This is a genomic window from Bacillus sp. SIMBA_074, from assembly GCF_046534555.1.
GTDB lineage: Bacteria > Bacillota > Bacilli > Bacillales > Bacillaceae_G > Bacillus_A > Bacillus_A mycoides.
In genome coordinates this window covers 119,238-138,245 of record NZ_JAWRYM010000010.1, presented here as the reverse complement: position 1 = coordinate 138,245, position 19,008 = coordinate 119,238, and the positions used below count along the sequence as shown (strand labels likewise).

Sequence of the window (19,008 nt, the reverse complement as noted above, 5' to 3'; positions counted from 1 at the left end):
TAAAAGTTAAATTAGCTTCTTTTTCCCTATATGTTGCCCGATTAATAAGTGCCTCATCTGTGATGTCTTGAATGGTAATAGCATCGTATCCCTTTTCCCCCTATCAGTTTAATAAAAGCATCATAGTATAAATTTTTTTGTCCGAATAGGCAAATCCGCTTTTTTCAACACCTTATACCTCCCTGTTCGTTATTGTCATTATAAACAACAGATTTCATTCTTTTGTTTTTTATCGTACATTCATGCCTAAACTGTAAATTGAATTGTTTAGTAAAAACGATATAATTACAATATAAACAACATGCATTTATTATAAACTACACATTGTTTGTTATCTATCATTTCGTTAAATAAATACTAGGAGGAATAATTTTAAATGCTTACAATAAAGCAATTTTTCAAACAAAAGATGGTTCTAGGTGGCTTGTTAGGCATTATGGTTGCTGTTACCATCGCTAGTTTTGCTTTTATGGGATCAACTGTTAACCCTGTACCTAAAGACTTACCGATCGCTATAGTAATACAGGATACAGGTGTGAACTTACCAGGACAAGGAAGTGTAAATTTAGGAGATGAAATAAAAAAGAAAATTCTGCAAAATAAGCAAAGCCAAGTTAAATGGACGTTCTTACAAACACAAGAAGATGTATTGCAAGGGATGAAGGATAAGAAGTATTACGCTGCCATTATGTTTCCACCAGAAATGTCCCAGCAACTTATATCGCTGACCACACCGAAAGGAGAACAACCTGAGGTGCAAGTCTTGGTGAATCAAGGAATGAACTATACTGCCGCAACGGTTTCGAGCCAAATGATTGATAAGTTCATTGGAGGGATAAACGAAAATATCCGTAATACCTTATTTAATCAGATTTCACAAAGCAATATGACAGTAACAACTGAACAGGCAAAGTTATTAGCCAACCCATTTCTTATTAAAACGGAGTTAATTCATCCAGTTCAAACACATACAGGTAATGGAAATATTCCTATTATGCTGACACAAATCTTATGGATTACTACTCTTATCAGTTCTTTAGTCTTATTTATAGCTGTCCAAAAGTTTACAAACGGACGCGTTACAGGAAAGTCAGTCTTATCACAGGTCCTTGCAGGTTCTGTTTTCATGACAGTAATTGCAAGTTTAACCCTTTTCATTGCTCATACTATACTCGATGTATATATACCGAACGCAGGAGAAATTTTCTTATTGTTACTTTTCTTTGGTTTCATGTTCTTCCTTCTGCAAAGTGCAGTACTCAACTGGATTGGGCGTGTCGGGGTACCAATATTAATGGTAGTCTTCTTCTTTTCCATGCCAGTTTTATCACTGGCACACGAATTTCTTCCTGATGTGACAAAACATTGGTTGTATTCTTGGACTCCTTTTAAGTACAGTGTAGAAGCATTTCGTAGCAGCTTCTTCTTTGGAGGGTACAGAGTGGGATCATATGTTCAGACGATGGGGCTTCTTGGACTTGTATCTTTTATCATTATGGTATTGGCTGTATTCAAAGGGAAAGATAAACAAAAAGGTTCTTTATCTACTGAGTCAGTGTAGAGAGAGTAGATCTAAAGCTAAAGAGATACAAGGAATTTCCCTTGTATCTCTTTGGCTTTCATGAGCTCGGCGTTATTCAGCATCATTAAAAAGGAAATGGAATATCACAAAATTCCATTTATCGGATCATATATTAGAGAAAACTTGAGGAAACGAGCCTTAGAAACCTCACAATTTATTAATCCATTATATTTTATATAAATGATATGACGGACTAGAGCAGCAACCATGTGATTCTCCTTAATAGAAATGCTAGGTTACAGCTCCCATATACGAACTCTACATTTAAGAAAGAATAGGTGAATTTTATAAAGATGAAAAACCCGAAAGTTCAATTATTATGTGTATTTACACTTGTATCTATCATTCTCTTTCTGTTAGATACATCTATTACCTCACTATACAACTTTGTCGACGTACTATGGTTTATCACAATAGTAGGAATTGCCTTCATTATTTTTATCGAAAACCGTTCACCAAAAAGTACTTTAGCATGGTTTTTAGTATTAGCACTTCTTCCTGTTGTTGGTGTACTTTTGTACGCTCTTTTTGGCCGAAGTCGTTGGAGAAGAAAGAAGCATCTACATCGTTCAGAAGAGCAAAGAAAATTATTCCGTGAGATTTTAGAAGGAAAACATCTAGATTTATCATTCACTTCCCCATTAAGTGAGCGCTCTACTTATTTAACACATGTTGTACAAAAATTCGGTGGCGGTCCTGTCGCCAATAATACAACAACAAAACTCTTAACAAATGGTGATCAAACATTTACAAGCATTATACAAGCTATTGAAAGTGCTACACATCATATACACATTCAATACTTTATTTATCGAGCAGATGAAATTGGTACAAAAATTCGCGATGCATTAATTGAGAAAGCAAAATCTGGTGTAATTGTACGCTTTCTCTATGATGGAATCGGAAGCAATTCATTACGAAATCGTTTCTTACAACCTATGAAAGATGTAGAAATTGAGGTTGTGGCATTTGATCCTATTCTTTCGTCATGGCCACTTGAAACAGTAAATTATCGTAACCATCGTAAAATTGTCATTGTAGATGGAGAGATTGGTTTTACAGGTGGGCTCAACGTTGGTGATGAGTATCTTAGTCGTTCTAAAAAATTCCCAATTTGGCGTGACAGCCACTTAAGAATAGAAGGAAAAGCATTGTACAAATTACAAGCAATATTCCTTGAAGATTGGCTTTATGCCACTAATGGTTTAAATACTTATTCTTGGAATCAATTTATGAATACAAAATACTTTCCAGGTAAACAAAATTCTCATGCAGAAGGTGCTGTTCAAATTGTAGCAAGTGGACCAAGTTCAGATGATACAAACATTCGTAATACTTTACTTGCTGTTATAGCTTCTGCTAAGAAATCAATTTGGATCACAACACCCTATTTCATTCCGGACCAAGAAACATTAACATTACTACGTTTAAGTGCAATAGCTGGAATAGATGTCCGTATTCTATACCCAGGTAAGAGAGATAGAATCATTAGTGATCTCGCATCTCAATCATACTTCACACCACTTCTAAAAGCCGGTGCTTCAATTTACAGCTATAAAGATGGTTTTGTGCACGCTAAAATTGTACTTGTAGATGATGAAATTGCAACAATTGGCACAGCAAATATGGATGTCCGTAGTTTTGAACTAAATTATGAAATCATTAGCGTACTTTATGAATCTAAGACAGTTCTTGATATTAAACGTGATTTTGAAGAGGACTTTAACCATTCAACTGAAATTCAATGGAAATCATTTCAAAAACGTAGTATTCGAAAACGAATACTGGAATCCCTAATGCGTCTAATTTCCCCTTTATTATAATTCTGAAAAAAGTAATCTAAACAAATTTGATTACTTTTTTCTTTTATAATCACATGTTTTCTGCAAAACAAAAGTGGTTATTACGCATATTTGGCGAAACAACAAAAGAATTTTTAATTGACAATACAATCGTTCATTTTTTATGAAACCTCAGAGTGAAAATGTGTTCAAGCAAGACTCTATCTTTTCTTTAATACGTACAATTTTTAAATCGTCACCAAAAGAGCGTAAGAACCATTTTTTATTACACTGGAAACGAAGTCAGAGGTTAAACGAGTTCGCGGTAAAATTCCTGTGCGAAGCTTACTCGTTTCCTTATTTATTTTAACAGGTGTCATTTGTATGCAAGTAACAGAAGCTGGAACAGAAAAGAGATGGCAAAGTCATCTCCAAAGAGACCTACTACCAGCGTAGCTACGTTTAGAGCAAAGTAGTTTTATGTAACAAAAACGACCGTTTATGTTACATAAAGTGCTTAAGAATAATAAATTCTATAACTCTTGAATTCGTTGTAACAAAATACTGTATCAAAAATGATTCGTAACATTACTAATTGAAACTCTTTTTGTTACTGCAAAACACATGCATATATGGCTGATTTTCTACACTTAATCGCTACTTTGCCCCTGATTACAAGAACGCTGGTACTGGGCCTAATAACGGAACTAAAGACAGGTATTTTCCTGACGCAGCGATTTGTAAAATTCTTGAATAGTAGAAGTAAAATGAGCAGCTTCCTCTAAAAAAGGATAATGATTACTATCCTCAAATGAAACAAAAATAGAATTACGTATGCCCTCATGCATCTCAATAGAATACTGAATCGGGCACTGTATATCGTGTCTGCCGCATGTAATAAGCGTCTTTGTTTGAATAGAGGAAAGGGAATCTCTTAGATTGAAGTATGGGTATTCTTTATTGAAAGCGTTCATCCGATTGGCAGACATTGATTTATGAATTGGTTTATAAAAATAAGATTCATAGTGTTCTGGTATATATAAAGATAATTTGGTTCGCTTAGTAGATAGTTCTTTTCGCTCTTCACTTGTAAGGTGTGGGCTTTTTAAGTTCTCAATAAGTTCTTGCATATAATGAAACTGTGGATGTGCAGGGTGATAAATACAAAATGGTGTTTCGGTATAGTTACTTGCTGCTGCTCCAACAACGACTAGTGATTGTAAGGATTCTAGATATGTAATCGCGTATAAAAGTCCAAGCACACCACCAGTTGAATGGCCGGCGAAATGCCATGTGGAAAATTGCAAAGCTTCTTTAATTGCTTCTAAGTCGTGAATCGTTTCAATCATACTTAATTCGTTTTCTACTTTGGCTTTTACAGAGTTCCCAGCGTCTCGTAAGTTAATAAGGAATACACGATGTGTAGAAGTAAAAACATCCGCAAAGTAATCACCAGTTTCATTAAATTGTGAATAGTGATGTGTCATGCAAAGCGGTTCGCCATTTCCTTTAGTAAAGAGTTCGAATGTCCCACGTTTTGTGCTGATTATTTGTTGTTTCCACATAATATCACTACCTTTTCTCATAAAAGTTGGGCCAACCCGTTATTAAATGAAAATATATCAGCGATTTTTAAAAAATATCGACTTACCGACAGAAAACGACAATAATAGCTAGCTATAAAAGAAAGGAGGCTGTTCAAAAACGAGCCTCCTTTTCGTTTAGTACAAAGATTTTGTCATATTATTCCGAATAATTTCAAGGGATTTCGTTACAGTTAATGCATTCTTTTCTTCAATTTCTGGTTTACGGGGGATCGGTTTATACATGTTGTCTGGATCTTCCCATGTGAGGGGAAGTTCTGTTTCTGCTTGTCCTTTCCAAGCGTCAATCCATTCTGGAGGGAGATAACCTGAGATGTTTTGGATGTTGTTCATTTCGAGCCAAATAAGTGCCCAAGCTCTTGGTACGACGCGCCAGTGATCATAGCCACCACCGCCGACAGCAATCCAGCGACCGTCGCAATATTCATTAGCGATTTCACGAGCGAGCTTCGGTATTTCACGGTAAATGTTCATCGTTGCGCAAAGGTGTGTAAGTGGATCGTAATAATGTGCATCAGCACCATTTTGCGTTAAAATAATATCCGGTTTAAAGTATGCTGCCACTTCTTTTACAACTGTTCGATATGAATCTAAAAACGATTCGTCTTCTGTAAAAGCATCGAGTGGAACGTTAAAAGAATAATTATATCCATTTCCTTGTCCACGTTCATTTACTGCGCCAGTTCCAGGAAATAAATAACGCCCAGTTTCGTGTAATGAAATGGTGCATACGTTAGGATCGTCGTAAAAAGACCATTGTACCCCGTCACCGTGATGAGCATCTGTATCAATATATAAAACGCGTAAACCGTATTTCTTCTGAATATATTTCATTGCGATAGAGCTATCGTTATAAATACAAAAGCCAGATGCTTTACCACGAAAGCCATGATGTAAGCCGCCACCTAAATTGAGGGCGTGCTTTACTTTTCCAGAAAGAACAGCATCGACAGCTGTTAATGTTCCGCCAACGAGTAATGCACTTGCTTCATGCATATTTGGAAACATTGGTGTATCTTCTGTTCCAAGTCCATATGTCATCGCAATTGATTTTTCTAACTTTCCTTCTCCAGCAAGTTTTACCGCATTTATGTACTCCTCTGTATGAATGAATGCAATTTCCTCATCTGTAGCCATTCTTGGCGAGATGACTTGAGAAGGGGAGATAAAACCACTCTTTTGTAATAAATCATACGTGAGTGTGACGCGTAGTTGGTTAAAAGGATGATCAGGGCTAAAAGAATAGCCCCGAAAGTCATCCGAATAAATGAAGGCGCTGCTCATGCTTGCATCCCCATTATGTTTGGCCATAATACGCGGTAGCCCTCTGTTTCGAGTGCATCAATCACTTTTAGAGGATTCATCGTTTGAATGCGGAAAACGAGTACTTTATCATTCTCATCTTTTGCTGGATAGACGAGAACGCTCACAATATTTATTTGTAAATCACTAAAAATAGCAACGACTTTTCCAAGAATACCAGGTTCATTTTTCACTTGAATTTCAATTTGTGAACTCGGTTGATGAGCTCCTGTTAATTTTACTAACGTGTGCAGCACTGTAGATTCAGAAATGATACCTACGAGTTTTCCAGCTTTCGTAACAGGAAGACAGCCTATTTTATTTTCAAAAAATAAAGTCGCAATTTCCTCAACGAAATCGAGAGGGTGACAAGTCATAACAGGGTGTTTCATTATGAGTTCAAGAGGTTGCTTCAGCATATCGAGTGAAACTTGTTCATCTAAAATAGACGGACTTGCATCTCTTACATCCCGATCAGAAATAATGCCTACGACATGATTATTTTGATCGACAATTGGAATGTGCCGAATGCCTTTCGTACGTATCGTTCGGATTGCTGTTTCGATTGTATCGTTTGGATGTAGTGTTACTACATTTTGATTCATAATTTCTTCTACAATCATTCCAGTTGCCCCCTTTATTAATACATAAAACGATTGTGAAAACGTAGACGATCGAATGCTTGAATGGAATCCGTATCAACACGTTTACCGATGCGGACCATTAAACAGTTGGCAGGATGTGAACAAATTTCAGGATCATCTGTAGCCATCCATTGTAAACCACCAGCATTCATCATTTTTTCCATTACTTTTCGGTATTCCCAAACATTTAAGCCTGTTTGTTTTAAATCCCAGTGCCAATAATATTCAGTCGTTAATATAATGTAATCTTCCATATGATCGTCCATCATTGAAACTTCTAATAAATTTTTTCCGACAGAGCAACCACGAAAGGCTGGGACAACTTCAATCGCCCCGAGTTCAATTAAGTTTTCAATCTTTCCTTCTGACCATCGCTCGAGCGGATCAGGATATAAGTATGTAACATATCCAACGATCGTTTGGTCATGTCTAGCAATAATGAGACGAGCTTCTGGTAATTTAGAAATTTCGACAATTGCTTTATATTGCTGCTCGGCAGGACGAAACGCAATTAAGTCTGGATGAAATTCATACATTTCAAGATTATGTGTAGAGACAGGACCTTCAATAATTAAAGTGCCTTTCGCTGTTTTTAAGTTTCTGGCATTATATATTTTTTTATGAATCAATTTATTGCTCACCACCTTGAGGGTTTGTGAATCTATTAATATCGTACTTTATAATATATGCGATGTGAATCGAATTTTGTCATTAAAAATTTGTCTAAAAATCAACAAAAAATACTGAAAATTTTAAATAATGTCATTATAATAGATAATAGAATACATAGGAGGGGGATGTAAAGTATGAAAGTGGAAACGCTTCCTGTCATTAAAGGAGAAAATAATTTGCCGAATTATGAAGAGGCATACGCGAATTTTAACTGGGAAGAGGTTAATAAAAATTTTACTTGGAATGAAACAGGACGAGTAAATATGGCGTATGAGGCAATTGATAAGCATGCGAAATCAGATCGAAAGAATAAAGTAGCACTTTATTATCAAGATGGATCGCGAAAAGAGAAATATACGTTTAAGGAAATGAAGGATTTTTCTAATAAAGCAGGAAATGTCCTGAAAAACTATGGCGATGTTGAGAAAGGCGATCGCGTTTTTATTTTTATGCCGCGTTCCCCAGAATTATATTTCGCACTTTTAGGTGCAGTGAAATTAGGGGCAATTGTTGGACCATTATTTGAAGCATTTATGGAAGGCGCAGTTCGCGATCGTTTAGAAGATAGCGAAGCGAAGGTGTTAATTACAACTCCTGAATTGTTAGAGCGCATACCATTAAATGATTTACCTGCTTTAAAAACAGTCTTCCTTGTTGGAGACAATGCAGAAGAAGGCGGTAAAACTGTAGCGTTCAATCCTTTATTTGAACAAGCTTCAAAAGAATTACATATCGAATGGTTAGGCCGTGAAGACGGTTTAATTCTACATTACACATCTGGCTCTACTGGTAAGCCAAAAGGCGTCCTCCATGCTCAAAACGCAATGGTTCAGCACTATCAAACAGCGAAATGGGTATTAGATTTAAAAGAAGATGATGTATATTGGTGTACAGCTGACCCAGGCTGGGTAACTGGAACAGCTTACGGTATTTTTGCACCGTGGTTAGTGGGAGCATCAAATGTTATTTTAGGCGGGAGATTTAGTCCAGAGGCATGGTATGAAGCACTGCAAGATTACGGTGTAACAGTTTGGTATAGTGCACCGACAGCGTTCCGTATGTTAATGGGAGCTGGACAAGACGCAATTAAAAAATATGATTTATCACAAGTGCGTCACGTATTAAGTGTTGGTGAGCCATTAAATCCAGAAGTAATTCGCTGGGGTATGAGCGCATTTGGACTTCGTATTCATGATACGTGGTGGATGACAGAAACAGGTGGACAAGTTATTTGTAACTATCCTTGTATGGAAATCCGTCCAGGTTCAATGGGGAAACCAATTCCGGGTGTGAAAGCAGCGATTGTTGATAATGAAGGAAATGAAGTGCCTCCATACACAATGGGGAACTTAGCGATTGGTAAAGGTTGGCCAGCTATGATGCGTGGAATCTGGAATAACCCACAAAAATATGATTCTTACTTCATGCCGGGAGATTGGTACGTATCAGGTGACTCAGCTTATATGGACGAAGATGGATACTTCTGGTTCCAAGGACGTATTGACGATGTAATTATGACGTCAGGTGAGCGCGTTGGTCCGTTTGAAGTAGAAAGTAAATTAATTGAGCACGCTGCTGTTGCAGAAGCAGGTGTAATTGGTATTCCTGATCCAGTACGCGGGGAAATCATTAAAGCATTTATCGCGCTTCGTGCGGGATACGAACCATCTGATGAATTAAAAGAAGAGATTCGTCAATTTGTGAAAAAAGGCCTAGCAGCTCATGCAGCGCCAAGACAAATTGAATTTAGAGATAAATTACCGAAAACGAGAAGTGGTAAAATTATGCGCCGCGTATTAAAAGCGTGGGAATTAAACTTACCAACAGGCGATTTGTCGACGATGGAAGATTAAATAATATGTAAATGTAAGTATTATCGTACTTTGAAATTTTAAAAATAGAGGTAAGCAAACATATTAGTTATGTTTAATATGTTTGCTTACCTTTTTCAATGCGATTGTAGATTTAAAATAAAGAATAATCAACATAGCAGGAGGAGAAATACGTGATTACACTAAAGCCTATGAACCAAGAGGAGTTTCAGCGTTATTTTGAGTATGCGATTGATGATTATGCAAAAGATAAAGTTGCTGCTGGAAATTGGAGTGAAGATGAAGCAGTTAACTTGTCCAAAATAGAATTTGAGCGGTTGTTACCAAAAGGTGAAAAAACGGAGTACAATTACTTATACTCTATCTTTCATGATCAAAATCTAGTTGGAATGATTTGGATTGCGCAACAAGCGTCTACAAATAATGAGGTAGGTTTTATTTATGACTTTATTATTTTTGAGCAATATCAAGGGTTAGGGTATGGTAAGAAAGCAATGAAAGAAATTGAAGTGATTGCTAAAGAATTAGGAATGAAAAAAATTGGACTTCATGTTTTTGGTCATAACAAAGTTGCTCGTGGATTATATGAAAAGTTAGGGTATGAAATTACAAATATAAATATGATGAAATCCATTTGAGAAAGCTATTTATAAGTGTTTAAAGGGGACTTCTTATAAAATAGTTGGCTTTCGTTATGTAATTTGACGCTGAAAAGAACCGGATTTTTTATGAAAGAAAGAGTGTGTTTAAAGCACACTCTTTCTTTTTGTATGCTATTATAAGAATGAATAACTTATATATATAAGTTAAAGGGGGCAGTAAAATGAAAACAGAAAAAGAAAAGATGATACAAGGGGAAATGTACATACCGGCTGATCCAGTTTTAGTAAAGGACAGGGAGCAAGCTCGTATATTAACGAGAAAATTAAATGAAACACCAGAAGTAAAACTAGAAGAACGTAGTGCAATCGTAAAAGAATTATTCGGAACGACTGGAGATAACATTCATCTTGAATCTTCTTTTAGATGTGATTACGGTTATAACATTCATGTTGGCGAAAATTTTTACGCAAACTTTGACTGTACGATTTTAGACGTATGCCCAGTTACAATCGGAGTGAACTGTATGTTAGCTCCAGGTGTTCACATTTATACAGCAACACACCCGCTTGATCCGGTAGAGCGCATAAGTGGATCAGAGTACGGAAAACCAGTTACAATTGGCGATAACGTATGGATTGGCGGAAGAGCTATCATTAATCCGGGCGTAACAATTGGAGACAATGCAGTTATCGCATCTGGCGCTGTTGTAACGAAAGATGTGCCAGATAATGTAGTAGTTGGCGGGAATCCTGCGAGAATCATAAAAAAAATAAAATAATATTTGAACGAAGCGCCTTCCTCGTTTGTATACATTTATGAAAGAATAGATGAGGGAGGCTTTTTTATGTCTAATAAATTGATGCTTACTTTTGCTTTAATTGGAATTATAGTTGTGTTTTCTTGTGGTATGTTATTACCTATACCAATTGGATTTAAAATTTCAATGATTACAGTTGGGATTATTATGATTGTTATTTTTTCAATCCTTATTCCGTTTGATAAGAAGTATATTGTACGAAAAAATGGAAATAAAATTGATTTTACAAAAACAAAAATATATTTTCGTTGGAATGTATTTGATACAATTTCGGTCTGTCTTGCAGTGTATGCATATATATGTGTGCTGGCGGTAAATATTTTAGTTTCAACCGGCCATACGATTCAAAACCCATATGTTCAATTTTTTACGAATCAGTCACAAGTATGGGTCATTGTCGCAAGTGCATATTTAATTTCCCGTATTTCATTAACGTTAAAAGGAATAAAGGAGATCAAAAAAAATGGCGCAGATTGGGATTGAGGAGGAGCTCATGCTTGCTTATCAAAATGGAGATAAGCAAGCCGGAGAAAAACTATATGTTTTAATCAAACCAGCGCTATATACATTTTTGTATCGATTTAATCGTGATGAACAACTGAGTATAGATCTCGTTCAAGATACGTTTTTGACTCTAGAGCGTAAGAAACATATGTATGAAACCCGAAAAGGAAAAATTAAAACGTATTTATTTCAAATCGGTTACCGTCTTATGATTAATAAATTGAATAGAAGAAAAAAGTGGCGTTCGCTCTTACCGTTTTTAGTACCAATGCAAGAGGTAGAGTTTTCCCACGAAGATCGGCTTACGGTAAGAGAAGCAATTTTGAAAGTTCCTGAAGAACAGCGAGCGGTCCTGATTCTTTCTTATTATCATGATATGCAGCAAAAAGAAATTGCAGAGGTACTGGATATTCCTGTTGGAACAGTGAAGTCGAGACTTCATAACGGGATAAAGAAATTGAAACAATTACTGGAGGTGGATGAAATTGAGCGAAAATCCTTTTAAGAATGAATATAAATTAAAGCAGCATTTAGATAGCGATCATGTAGAAATACCGGATTTTCCAAAAACGGTAAGCCGCTTCGATCGATTACTTGGATTTCTTGCTTCTCCAGCGAAAGATCCTGTGGAAGCGACGATTGGGAATGATTTATCGGTTGTGTTTCATGTGTCGTTATTAGTTGGTGTTCCAGTTATTTCTCTTATTACGATATTCCTTGCGACTTTATAAAGGATTGGTAGGGAAAGAACTCATACCTCTATTTGACACGCCTATATAAATGATGGTATAAAGAAAAGTATATGAATAATTGAGCGTGGAAAGGGAGAAGTAGTGATCATTTCCCTGTTTTAGAGAGCTGATGGTCGGTGGAAATCAGCACATAGATGATCGTGAATTACGCCCCTAGAGCATCTTTTTTCGATTGAATTGTATTCAAAAGGGAAAAGACGGTGCTAAGCCGTTATGTAAATAAGGTGGTAGGCTTTTTTTGTCTGCAACTAGGGTGGTAACGCGATGATCAAAATCGTCCCTTATTTAAAGGGGCGATTTTTTTATGTTTTCAACCTTCACGCCAGTAATGAACTTAAAGGAGAGTATGTAGGATATGGGTATTTTACAAGATCTTGAATTTCGCGGTCTAATTAACCAGCAAACAGATGCTGAGGGCCTTGAGCAATTATTAGAAAAAGAAAGCGTTAAATTATACTGTGGTTTCGATCCGACAGCGGATAGCTTACACATCGGTCATATGTTACCAGTATTAATGTTACGTCGTTTCCAATTAGCTGGTCACCAACCAATCGCACTTGTTGGCGGTGGTACTGGTATGATCGGTGACCCAAGTGGTAAAAAAGCAGAGCGTACATTAAATACGAAAGATACAGTTGCTTACTACACGGAAAGCATTAAAAACCAACTTTCAAACTTCTTAGAGTTTGAAAACGTGGACAACCCAGCAACGATGGCTAACAACTATGACTGGCTTGGTAACTTAGATGTAATTACATTCTTACGCGATATCGGTAAAAACTTCGGTTTAAACTATATGTTAGCAAAAGATACAGTAGCATCTCGTTTAGAAACTGGTATTTCATTTACTGAGTTTAGTTACATGATTTTACAATCATACGACTTCTTAAACTTATACCAACAACACAATTGCCGCCTTCAAATCGGTGGTAGTGACCAATGGGGTAACATTACAGCTGGTCTTGAATTAATCCGTAAATCAGAAGAAGATGCGAAAGCATTCGGTTTAACAATTCCGCTAGTTACAAAATCTGATGGTACGAAGTTTGGTAAAACAGAGGGCGGCGCAATTTGGTTAGACCCAGAGAAAACAACTCCTTACGAGTTCTACCAATTCTGGATCAATACAGATGACCGCGATGTAGTTAAATACTTAAAATACTTCACATTCTTATCTCATGAAGAAATTCTTGAGCTTGAGAAGCAAGTAACTGAAGCACCAGAAAAACGTGCAGCACAAAAATCATTAGGATCTGAAATGACAAAACTTGTTCACGGCGAAGAAGCGTTAGAGCAAGCAATTAAAATTTCAGCTGCATTATTCAGCGGTTCTGTAGCAGAACTTACTGCAAGCGAAATCGAGCAAGGATTCAAAGACGTACCATCTGTAGAACGTACTGCAGAAGATACAGTATTAATCGAATTACTTGTAGAAAGTAAAATTTCACCATCTAAACGTCAAGCACGTGAAGATGTAACTAACGGTGCAATCTACGTAAACGGTGAGCGTACACAAGCGTTAGACTACGTTGTAACAGAAAACGACCGCATCGAAGGTAAATTCACAATCATTCGCCGCGGTAAGAAGAAATATTTCTTAATTCGTTACTAATAAATAAAAAGCTTTGAGGAAATTCCTCAAAGCTTTTTTTGTTTTAATCTCCTTTTCGAGTTCATACGGAAATCACATGTAAGCGGTATGATAAACGTATAACAAATAGAAAGGAGTGGTAAAACAAAATGTCACTAGAAGCGCTCATTATTTTTTCTTTGCTAAATGCGGGTCAGCTTGCAGAGAACACGAAGGTTGATGTACATAAAGAGCAGAAAGATGCTTATGTATACGTTCAAAAAGAGGAAAATAAATAATTTTAATATATAAATAAGGGCTACCAGAGAGAACGTTTTAATTTCTTTGGTAGCTTTTTCTATTGAGATATAATTTGGAAGTAATGAAATAAGGAGTAGTCTGAAAACGGATTATATGTTTAAGGGAATAAGTATAACAGCATGTAATGAAGATGGATTATAAAATTTTGCACAATAAACGGAGCCAGTATTAAAGAGAATCCAATCGTTGGAATGAATAAAAGAGAAGTAAGGACGATTATCCATAACTCATGAAAAAACTTCCTTGAAGTGTCTTACTATACATACGACATTTATATAAATAAAAAAAGCCCAGGCCCCTTGATAAACAAGGTTCCTAAGGCTTTTAATAATACTCTTTGCAGAGTACCGAGATTAACGAGAGTAGAACTCTACGATTAATGCTTCGTTGATTTCAGCTGCTAACTCAGAACGCTCAGCGTGACGAGTGTAAGTAGCTTCTAACTTATCAGCATCGAAAGTTAAGTATTCTGGTACGAAGTTGTTAACTTCGATCGCTTCTTTAACAACAACAAGGCTGTTAGATTTTTCGCGAACGCTGATAGTTTGGTTAGGTTTAACGCGGTAAGATGGGATATCTACGCGAGCGCCATCAACCGTGATGTGACCGTGGTTTACTAATTGGCGAGCTGCACGACGAGTGCGAGCTAAGCCCATGCGGTAAACTAGGTTGTCAAGACGAGCTTCAAGAAGGATCATGAAGTTTTCGCCGTGCTTACCAGGCATTTTACCTGCTTGGTCAAATGTGCGACGGAATTGACGTTCAGTCATGCCGTACATGTGACGAAGTTTTTGTTTCTCTTGTAATTGTAAACCGTATTCTGAAAGTTTCTTACGTTGGTTAGGACCGTGAGGACCTGGTGCGTAAGGGCGTTTTTCTAATTCTTTTCCTGTGCCGCTTAGAGAGATTCCAAGACGACGAGACAGTTTCCATGCTGGACCTGTATAACGAGCCATAGTTGACTCCTCCTTTAAAAATGTTTTTATTTTCGTAAAATAAAAACAGACGTAATCGATATTTACGGGTATTTTGTTTTCATGTACCTTCGCTCCAGCAGCAGGGAGTTACGAGATACACCTCCGCAGAGGAACAAAATACAAACGATAAACTCACATTACAAGGCTGCCTTTTTATTTTACACAAACGCTATTATATCTTTTACTTACAGTTTCGTCAAGAGACTCCCTTTTTGTTTTATGCAGATAAATTTTGGGAATTAACAAGAAGGAATTTAAAACAATATAAAAGAAAAGATAGAAACACAAATAAAACGCTTACATAAAATATAGTAAAAACGTTCATCAGTTTTTTCCTGGTGGATATGTGGCAATAAAGACATAAGGGGGATGTTTTTATGAAAAAGAAGCATATGGAGACAGCGTTAATTCATCACGGTTATACATCAGAGGAACATAAAGGAAGTTTAACACCACCTTTATTTCAAACGTCTACATTCACATTTGAGACTGCGCAACAAGGAGAAGCGAGTTTTGCGGGAGAAGATCCATCTTATATTTATTCAAGGCTTGGGAATCCAACTGTGAAATTATTTGAAGAACGTATGGCTGTTTTAGAAGATGGAGAGGAGGCGCTGGCGTTCGGTTCAGGTATGGCAGCCATTTCAGCAACGTTAATCGGTTTTCTAAAGGCTGGAGATCATATTATTTGTTCAAATGGATTATATGGATGTACGTACGGTTTTTTAGAAGTATTAGAAGAGAAATTTATGATTACTCATTCGTTTTGTGATATGGAGACAGAGACTGATATTGAAAATAAAATTCGTCCAAATACAAAGCTCATTTTCGTTGAAACACCAATTAATCCAACGATGAAATTAATTGATTTAGAAAAGGTGATCGGGGTAGCGAAGCGCAATGATTTGCTTGTTATTGTCGATAATACGTTTTGTTCACCTTATTTACAAAGACCTCTGGAGCTCGGTTGTGACGCCGTCGTTCACAGTGCGACAAAATATATTGGTGGTCACGGGGATGTTGTAGCGGGTGTAACAATTTGTAGAACGAAAACGTTAGCTGACAAAATCCGTCCGATGCGAAAAGATATCGGCGGTATTATGGCGCCGTTTGACGCGTGGTTATTGTTACGCGGATTAAAAACATTAGCAGTAAGAATGGATCGGCATTGTGATAATGCGGAAAAAATTTTATCGTTTTTGAAAAATCATGAAGCAGTAGAAGGTGTTTGGTATCCGGAGGGAGAATTAGCATCCCGCCAAATGAAACGAGGCGGGGGCGTTATTTCTTTTTCAATTAAAGGCGGGAAAGAGGAAACACAGTCGTTTATCAATGACCTCCATTTTATTACAATTGCCGTAAGTTTAGGTGATACAGAAACGTTAATTCAGCATCCAGCGACGATGACGCATGCAGCTATTCCAGCTGAACTAAGAAAAGAAATGGGTATTTTCGATAATTTAATACGCCTATCTGTCGGCTTAGAATCATGGGAAGATATCGTTTCTGATTTAGAACAGGCACTAAAGAAGATATCTACTGTGAGTAATCAATAAAGTGAAACTTTAATCAGTGGGGGTTTTGTCCATCCCCCGCTGATTATTAGCCCTCACCAATCGGGCTTTTACGGGCAGTTATCTCCCACCTAACTTCCTTGTATTCGCCGAATTTACTGCCCGTTAATGCGGGATAAAAAAGAGTGAGCTATCGGTTTCGTACATTACGTACTTAATCGATAGCTCACTCTTTTCTTTATTAAATATGTTTTAGGAGTGTTTCCACAAACTTTTCTAAATAGTGCTGATCTACTTCATCGAAACGATTTTTTTCAGGACTATCAATATCAAGCACACCAATGATATTCCCTTCTTTCATAATCGGTACAACGATTTCAGAATTAGAGGCACTATCGCAAGCGATATGTCCTGGGAATTGGTGAACATCTGCTACAAGTTGCGTTGTTTTTGTTTCAGCTGCAACGCCGCAAACACCACGTCCGAACGGAATACGCACGCAAGCTGGCATCCCTTGGAATGGTCCAAGAACAAGTTGATTTCCTTCTGTTACATAAAAGCCAACCCAATTAACGCGATCTAAAAATTGATTTAATAGTGCGGACGCATTTGATAAGTTTGCGACTAAGTTCGGTTCGCCAGTTAATAATGCATCCAGTTGTTTAATTACTGTCTCATATTGCTCTTCACGAGATCCTGCATAACTTTCTTTTGTAAACATGGAAACAACTCCCTTTTTAGCGAGATATGTAAAACGATAGCAAAATACGATGTATTTCACATGACTTTGTCGATAGAAAATTAAAGGAATTTGTCTTAAAAGTCAAGAAATTTAAACTATAGCTGTTCATTGAGAGGAAGTGAGCGCATGAAACAGACGAAACAAAAAGTAATTGATGCGGCAATATCGTTGTTTAACACGAAAGGTTATGACGGGACATCAGTGCGAGAAATTGCAAAGCGAGCGGATGTGAATGTAGCGAATATTTCATATTATTTTGCTGGAAAGCAAGGGTTATTAGAACAGCTTATTACTGATTTTTTAGAAGGATATATTCACGTAATTGAAACGTCATTTGAACAGAGAGAATATTTATCGGCTAAAGATGTGATGGTGCAAATGGTGCGCGGGATTTTACGATATCAATTTGATAATAGAGAACTGACACGTTTTTTTTATAGAGAGCTTTCGCTTGATACGACATTAATTCGTGAAGTGATGACCGTTTATTTTTCTAGAGAAAGATATTATATAGAGCAAATCATTAAACAAGGACAAATGAAGCAAGAATTTAAAAAGGTATCTTTTACAATGTTTATGACGCAATTAAAAGGCATGATAAATATGCCGTTTTTATATCCACAATATATATCAGAGGTGCTACACTCATTTCCGTCTGAGACGTTTTTCTTAGAAATGTATACGAAGGAAATTGAGCAATGGATGGAACGAACATTATATAAAGCGAGTATGTATTATGAACTACCAAGAGCTGTTCATATGTGAAAAATCCCCACCTAACGAACTGAGGTGGGGATTTTTATATGTTGTTTTCTTTGCCATAAATTGTTACATACTAGCGCAATAATTGTTAATGAGGCGCTGGCAATTTCTATGTTATCGACAGTATAACTTTGAAACATAGAACCGATAAGTGCAAGTACAGGAACTAAATTCATAAATAATATGCCGTTAATAGATGAAATATATCGATTTCCCGTGTTCCAGCAAAATACAGCGATACCCCCCGCAATAATCGACATATAAAAGAGTTCAAAACGAACGCTCATAACGGTACGCAGTGACGGTATAGAAATTATATTTGTGTAGGTATATTACCGAGTTTAGCGGCTCATTACATATCAAAGTGTAAAGACTTATTAGAGGATACATATGAAATAGAATGGAAAATTGAGCATATGAAAGTATTAATAGAGTTATTTAAAGAGTGAAAAGTTGAAGCGATGTTCATCGATTCAGTAGTAGAAGGCGCTACATATATAAAAGAAATGCGGGAAGAAAAAATCGTTTGTGCTGTTTCAAATGATCATCCGTATAGAGTGAAAAAGGTAATCCGAATGGAGGAGTTGCAAAATGAACAGCTAATTGTATACCTAGAAATATGTGATGTAAGGAAAATGATTATGAATGTGTTTCAATGTATGGGCGCGAAACCAATAATTGCGGTTGAAACATCTTATGCAGAACCGATGATTGCGATGGTAGGAGCTGGACTTGGTATAACATTGCTTCCGGAAACCGCGTTACAGTAAGCCGTAATGCAAGGTAACGTACGTGCGATTTCTGTAGAACCACCACTAATGCGAAAGATTTATTTCGTCTCTCATATGAAAGAGAGCTCTTTATCCTGCATTAACTGCCCGTAAAAGCCTTACCTTTATTGCATTCATTTGAGGACGGATAATGGAATAAGTGGAATATTAAGAAGTATTACAATTACATGTAAAGAAACATGAAATTTTAAAAAAAACTAGGTCAAAAACACGTCATTACATGGTATGATTAGAACAT

General features: G+C 36.7%; 18 protein-coding genes, 4 pseudogenes and 1 other annotated feature. Of the genes and pseudogenes, 14 read left to right on the top strand and 8 right to left on the bottom strand.

The genetic code is table 11. The annotated features are described in order from the left end of the window. Positions 1-4: 4 nt before the first annotated feature. A pseudogene (locus SB773_RS13770) lies at positions 5-171 on the bottom strand (TetR family transcriptional regulator); the annotation flags it as partial. A 205-nt stretch (positions 172-376) separates the two neighbouring features. On the opposite strand from SB773_RS13770, the gene SB773_RS13765 reads away from it, so the two are divergent. The 3 genes and pseudogenes from SB773_RS13765 to SB773_RS13755 form a co-directional block, all read left to right on the top strand. After that, entirely contained in the window at positions 377-1,561 is a 1,185-nt protein-coding gene (locus SB773_RS13765; RefSeq protein ID WP_410590388.1) for a YhgE/Pip domain-containing protein, read from the top strand. Between the two features lie 314 nt (positions 1,562-1,875). After that, complete coding sequence (locus SB773_RS13760) at positions 1,876-3,405, top strand: cardiolipin synthase (protein WP_341025888.1); 1,530 nt, start codon at positions 1,876-1,878, stop codon at positions 3,403-3,405. A gap of 237 nt (positions 3,406-3,642) precedes the next feature. Beyond that, positions 3,643-3,768: pseudogene (locus SB773_RS13755) on the top strand (multidrug resistance efflux transporter family protein); the annotation flags it as partial. A 302-nt stretch (positions 3,769-4,070) separates the two neighbouring features. Here SB773_RS13755 and SB773_RS13750 read toward each other — a convergent pair. The 4 genes from SB773_RS13750 to acuA form a co-directional block, all read right to left on the bottom strand. After that, positions 4,071-4,949 (bottom strand): alpha/beta fold hydrolase, encoded by an 879-nt coding sequence (locus tag SB773_RS13750; RefSeq protein ID WP_410590386.1) that lies wholly within the window; start codon positions 4,947-4,949, stop codon positions 4,071-4,073. A gap of 135 nt (positions 4,950-5,084) precedes the next feature. Next, positions 5,085-6,251 carry an acetoin utilization protein AcuC gene (acuC, locus tag SB773_RS13745; protein ID WP_410590415.1) on the bottom strand — a complete coding sequence of 389 codons (1,167 nt, stop codon included), beginning with the start codon at positions 6,249-6,251 and terminating at the stop codon, positions 5,085-5,087. After that, positions 6,248-6,892 carry an acetoin utilization AcuB family protein gene (locus tag SB773_RS13740; RefSeq protein WP_016120902.1) on the bottom strand — a complete coding sequence of 215 codons (645 nt, stop codon included), beginning with the start codon at positions 6,890-6,892 and terminating at the stop codon, positions 6,248-6,250. The genes acuC and SB773_RS13740 overlap by 4 nt, the downstream gene beginning before the upstream one ends. 17 nt (positions 6,893-6,909) lie before the next feature. Continuing rightward, positions 6,910-7,542, bottom strand: coding sequence for an acetoin utilization protein acetyltransferase AcuA (gene acuA / locus SB773_RS13735; protein ID WP_002112293.1), 633 nt, complete (start codon positions 7,540-7,542; stop codon positions 6,910-6,912). A gap of 177 nt (positions 7,543-7,719) precedes the next feature. On the opposite strand from acuA, the gene acsA reads away from it, so the two are divergent. The 8 genes from acsA (at position 7,720) to SB773_RS13695 (ending at position 13,962) form a co-directional block, all read left to right on the top strand. Beyond that, positions 7,720-9,438, top strand: a complete 1,719-nt coding sequence (gene acsA, locus SB773_RS13730) for an acetate--CoA ligase (protein ID WP_061674734.1) — start codon at positions 7,720-7,722, stop codon at positions 9,436-9,438. A 152-nt stretch (positions 9,439-9,590) separates the two neighbouring features. Further along, complete coding sequence (locus SB773_RS13725) at positions 9,591-10,055, top strand: GNAT family N-acetyltransferase (protein ID WP_088293504.1); 465 nt, start codon at positions 9,591-9,593, stop codon at positions 10,053-10,055. Positions 10,056-10,240: 185 nt separating this feature from the next. Further along, the gene (locus tag SB773_RS13720; protein WP_002129424.1) at positions 10,241-10,798 is read left to right on the top strand and encodes a maltose acetyltransferase domain-containing protein; all 558 of its coding nucleotides are present in this window, start codon (positions 10,241-10,243) and stop codon (positions 10,796-10,798) included. A 66-nt stretch (positions 10,799-10,864) separates the two neighbouring features. Further along, on the top strand, positions 10,865-11,320 hold the full coding sequence (locus SB773_RS13715) for a hypothetical protein (protein ID WP_410590382.1): 456 nt from the start codon (positions 10,865-10,867) through the stop codon (positions 11,318-11,320). Beyond that, on the top strand, positions 11,301-11,846 hold the full coding sequence (locus SB773_RS13710; protein WP_016120899.1) for an RNA polymerase sigma factor: 546 nt from the start codon (positions 11,301-11,303) through the stop codon (positions 11,844-11,846). Before SB773_RS13715 ends, SB773_RS13710 begins: the two co-directional genes overlap by 20 nt. Next, positions 11,827-12,072: a hypothetical protein gene (locus SB773_RS13705; protein WP_002190896.1), complete on the top strand. Its 246-nt coding sequence runs from the start codon at positions 11,827-11,829 to the stop codon at positions 12,070-12,072. Before SB773_RS13710 ends, SB773_RS13705 begins: the two co-directional genes overlap by 20 nt. Positions 12,073-12,149: 77 nt before the next feature. Continuing rightward, positions 12,150-12,378, top strand: a binding site (T-box leader). 70 nt (positions 12,379-12,448) lie between these two features. Then, positions 12,449-13,705 (top strand): tyrosine--tRNA ligase, encoded by a 1,257-nt coding sequence (tyrS, locus tag SB773_RS13700; RefSeq protein WP_410590379.1) that lies wholly within the window; start codon positions 12,449-12,451, stop codon positions 13,703-13,705. Positions 13,706-13,833: 128 nt separating this feature from the next. Further along, positions 13,834-13,962: a hypothetical protein gene (locus SB773_RS13695; RefSeq protein ID WP_044737572.1), complete on the top strand. Its 129-nt coding sequence runs from the start codon at positions 13,834-13,836 to the stop codon at positions 13,960-13,962. 375 nt (positions 13,963-14,337) lie between these two features. Here the strand turns inward: SB773_RS13695 and rpsD are convergent, their stop codons facing one another. Next, the gene (gene rpsD / locus SB773_RS13690) at positions 14,338-14,940 is read right to left on the bottom strand and encodes a 30S ribosomal protein S4 (protein WP_002015568.1); all 603 of its coding nucleotides are present in this window, start codon (positions 14,938-14,940) and stop codon (positions 14,338-14,340) included. A 398-nt stretch (positions 14,941-15,338) separates the two neighbouring features. On the opposite strand from rpsD, the gene megL reads away from it, so the two are divergent. Continuing rightward, entirely contained in the window at positions 15,339-16,517 is a 1,179-nt protein-coding gene (megL, locus tag SB773_RS13685; protein ID WP_410590376.1) for a methionine gamma-lyase, read from the top strand. A gap of 199 nt (positions 16,518-16,716) precedes the next feature. On the opposite strand, the gene SB773_RS13680 is transcribed toward megL, so the two are convergent. Continuing rightward, positions 16,717-17,196, bottom strand: coding sequence for a GAF domain-containing protein (locus SB773_RS13680; RefSeq protein WP_410590374.1), 480 nt, complete (start codon positions 17,194-17,196; stop codon positions 16,717-16,719). Positions 17,197-17,343: 147 nt separating this feature from the next. On the opposite strand from SB773_RS13680, the gene refZ reads away from it, so the two are divergent. Then, a complete protein-coding gene (refZ, locus tag SB773_RS13675) occupies positions 17,344-17,982 on the top strand; it encodes a forespore capture DNA-binding protein RefZ (RefSeq protein ID WP_088293502.1) in 639 nt (212 codons plus the stop codon). A gap of 11 nt (positions 17,983-17,993) precedes the next feature. Here the strand turns inward: refZ and SB773_RS13670 are convergent. Next, a pseudogene (locus SB773_RS13670) lies at positions 17,994-18,308 on the bottom strand (EamA family transporter); the annotation flags it as partial. On the opposite strand from SB773_RS13670, the pseudogene SB773_RS13665 reads away from it, so the two are divergent. Next, positions 18,297-18,863: pseudogene (locus tag SB773_RS13665) on the top strand (LysR family transcriptional regulator substrate-binding protein); the annotation flags it as partial. The pseudogenes SB773_RS13670 and SB773_RS13665 overlap by 12 nt on opposite strands. Positions 18,864-19,008 lie beyond the last annotated feature (145 nt).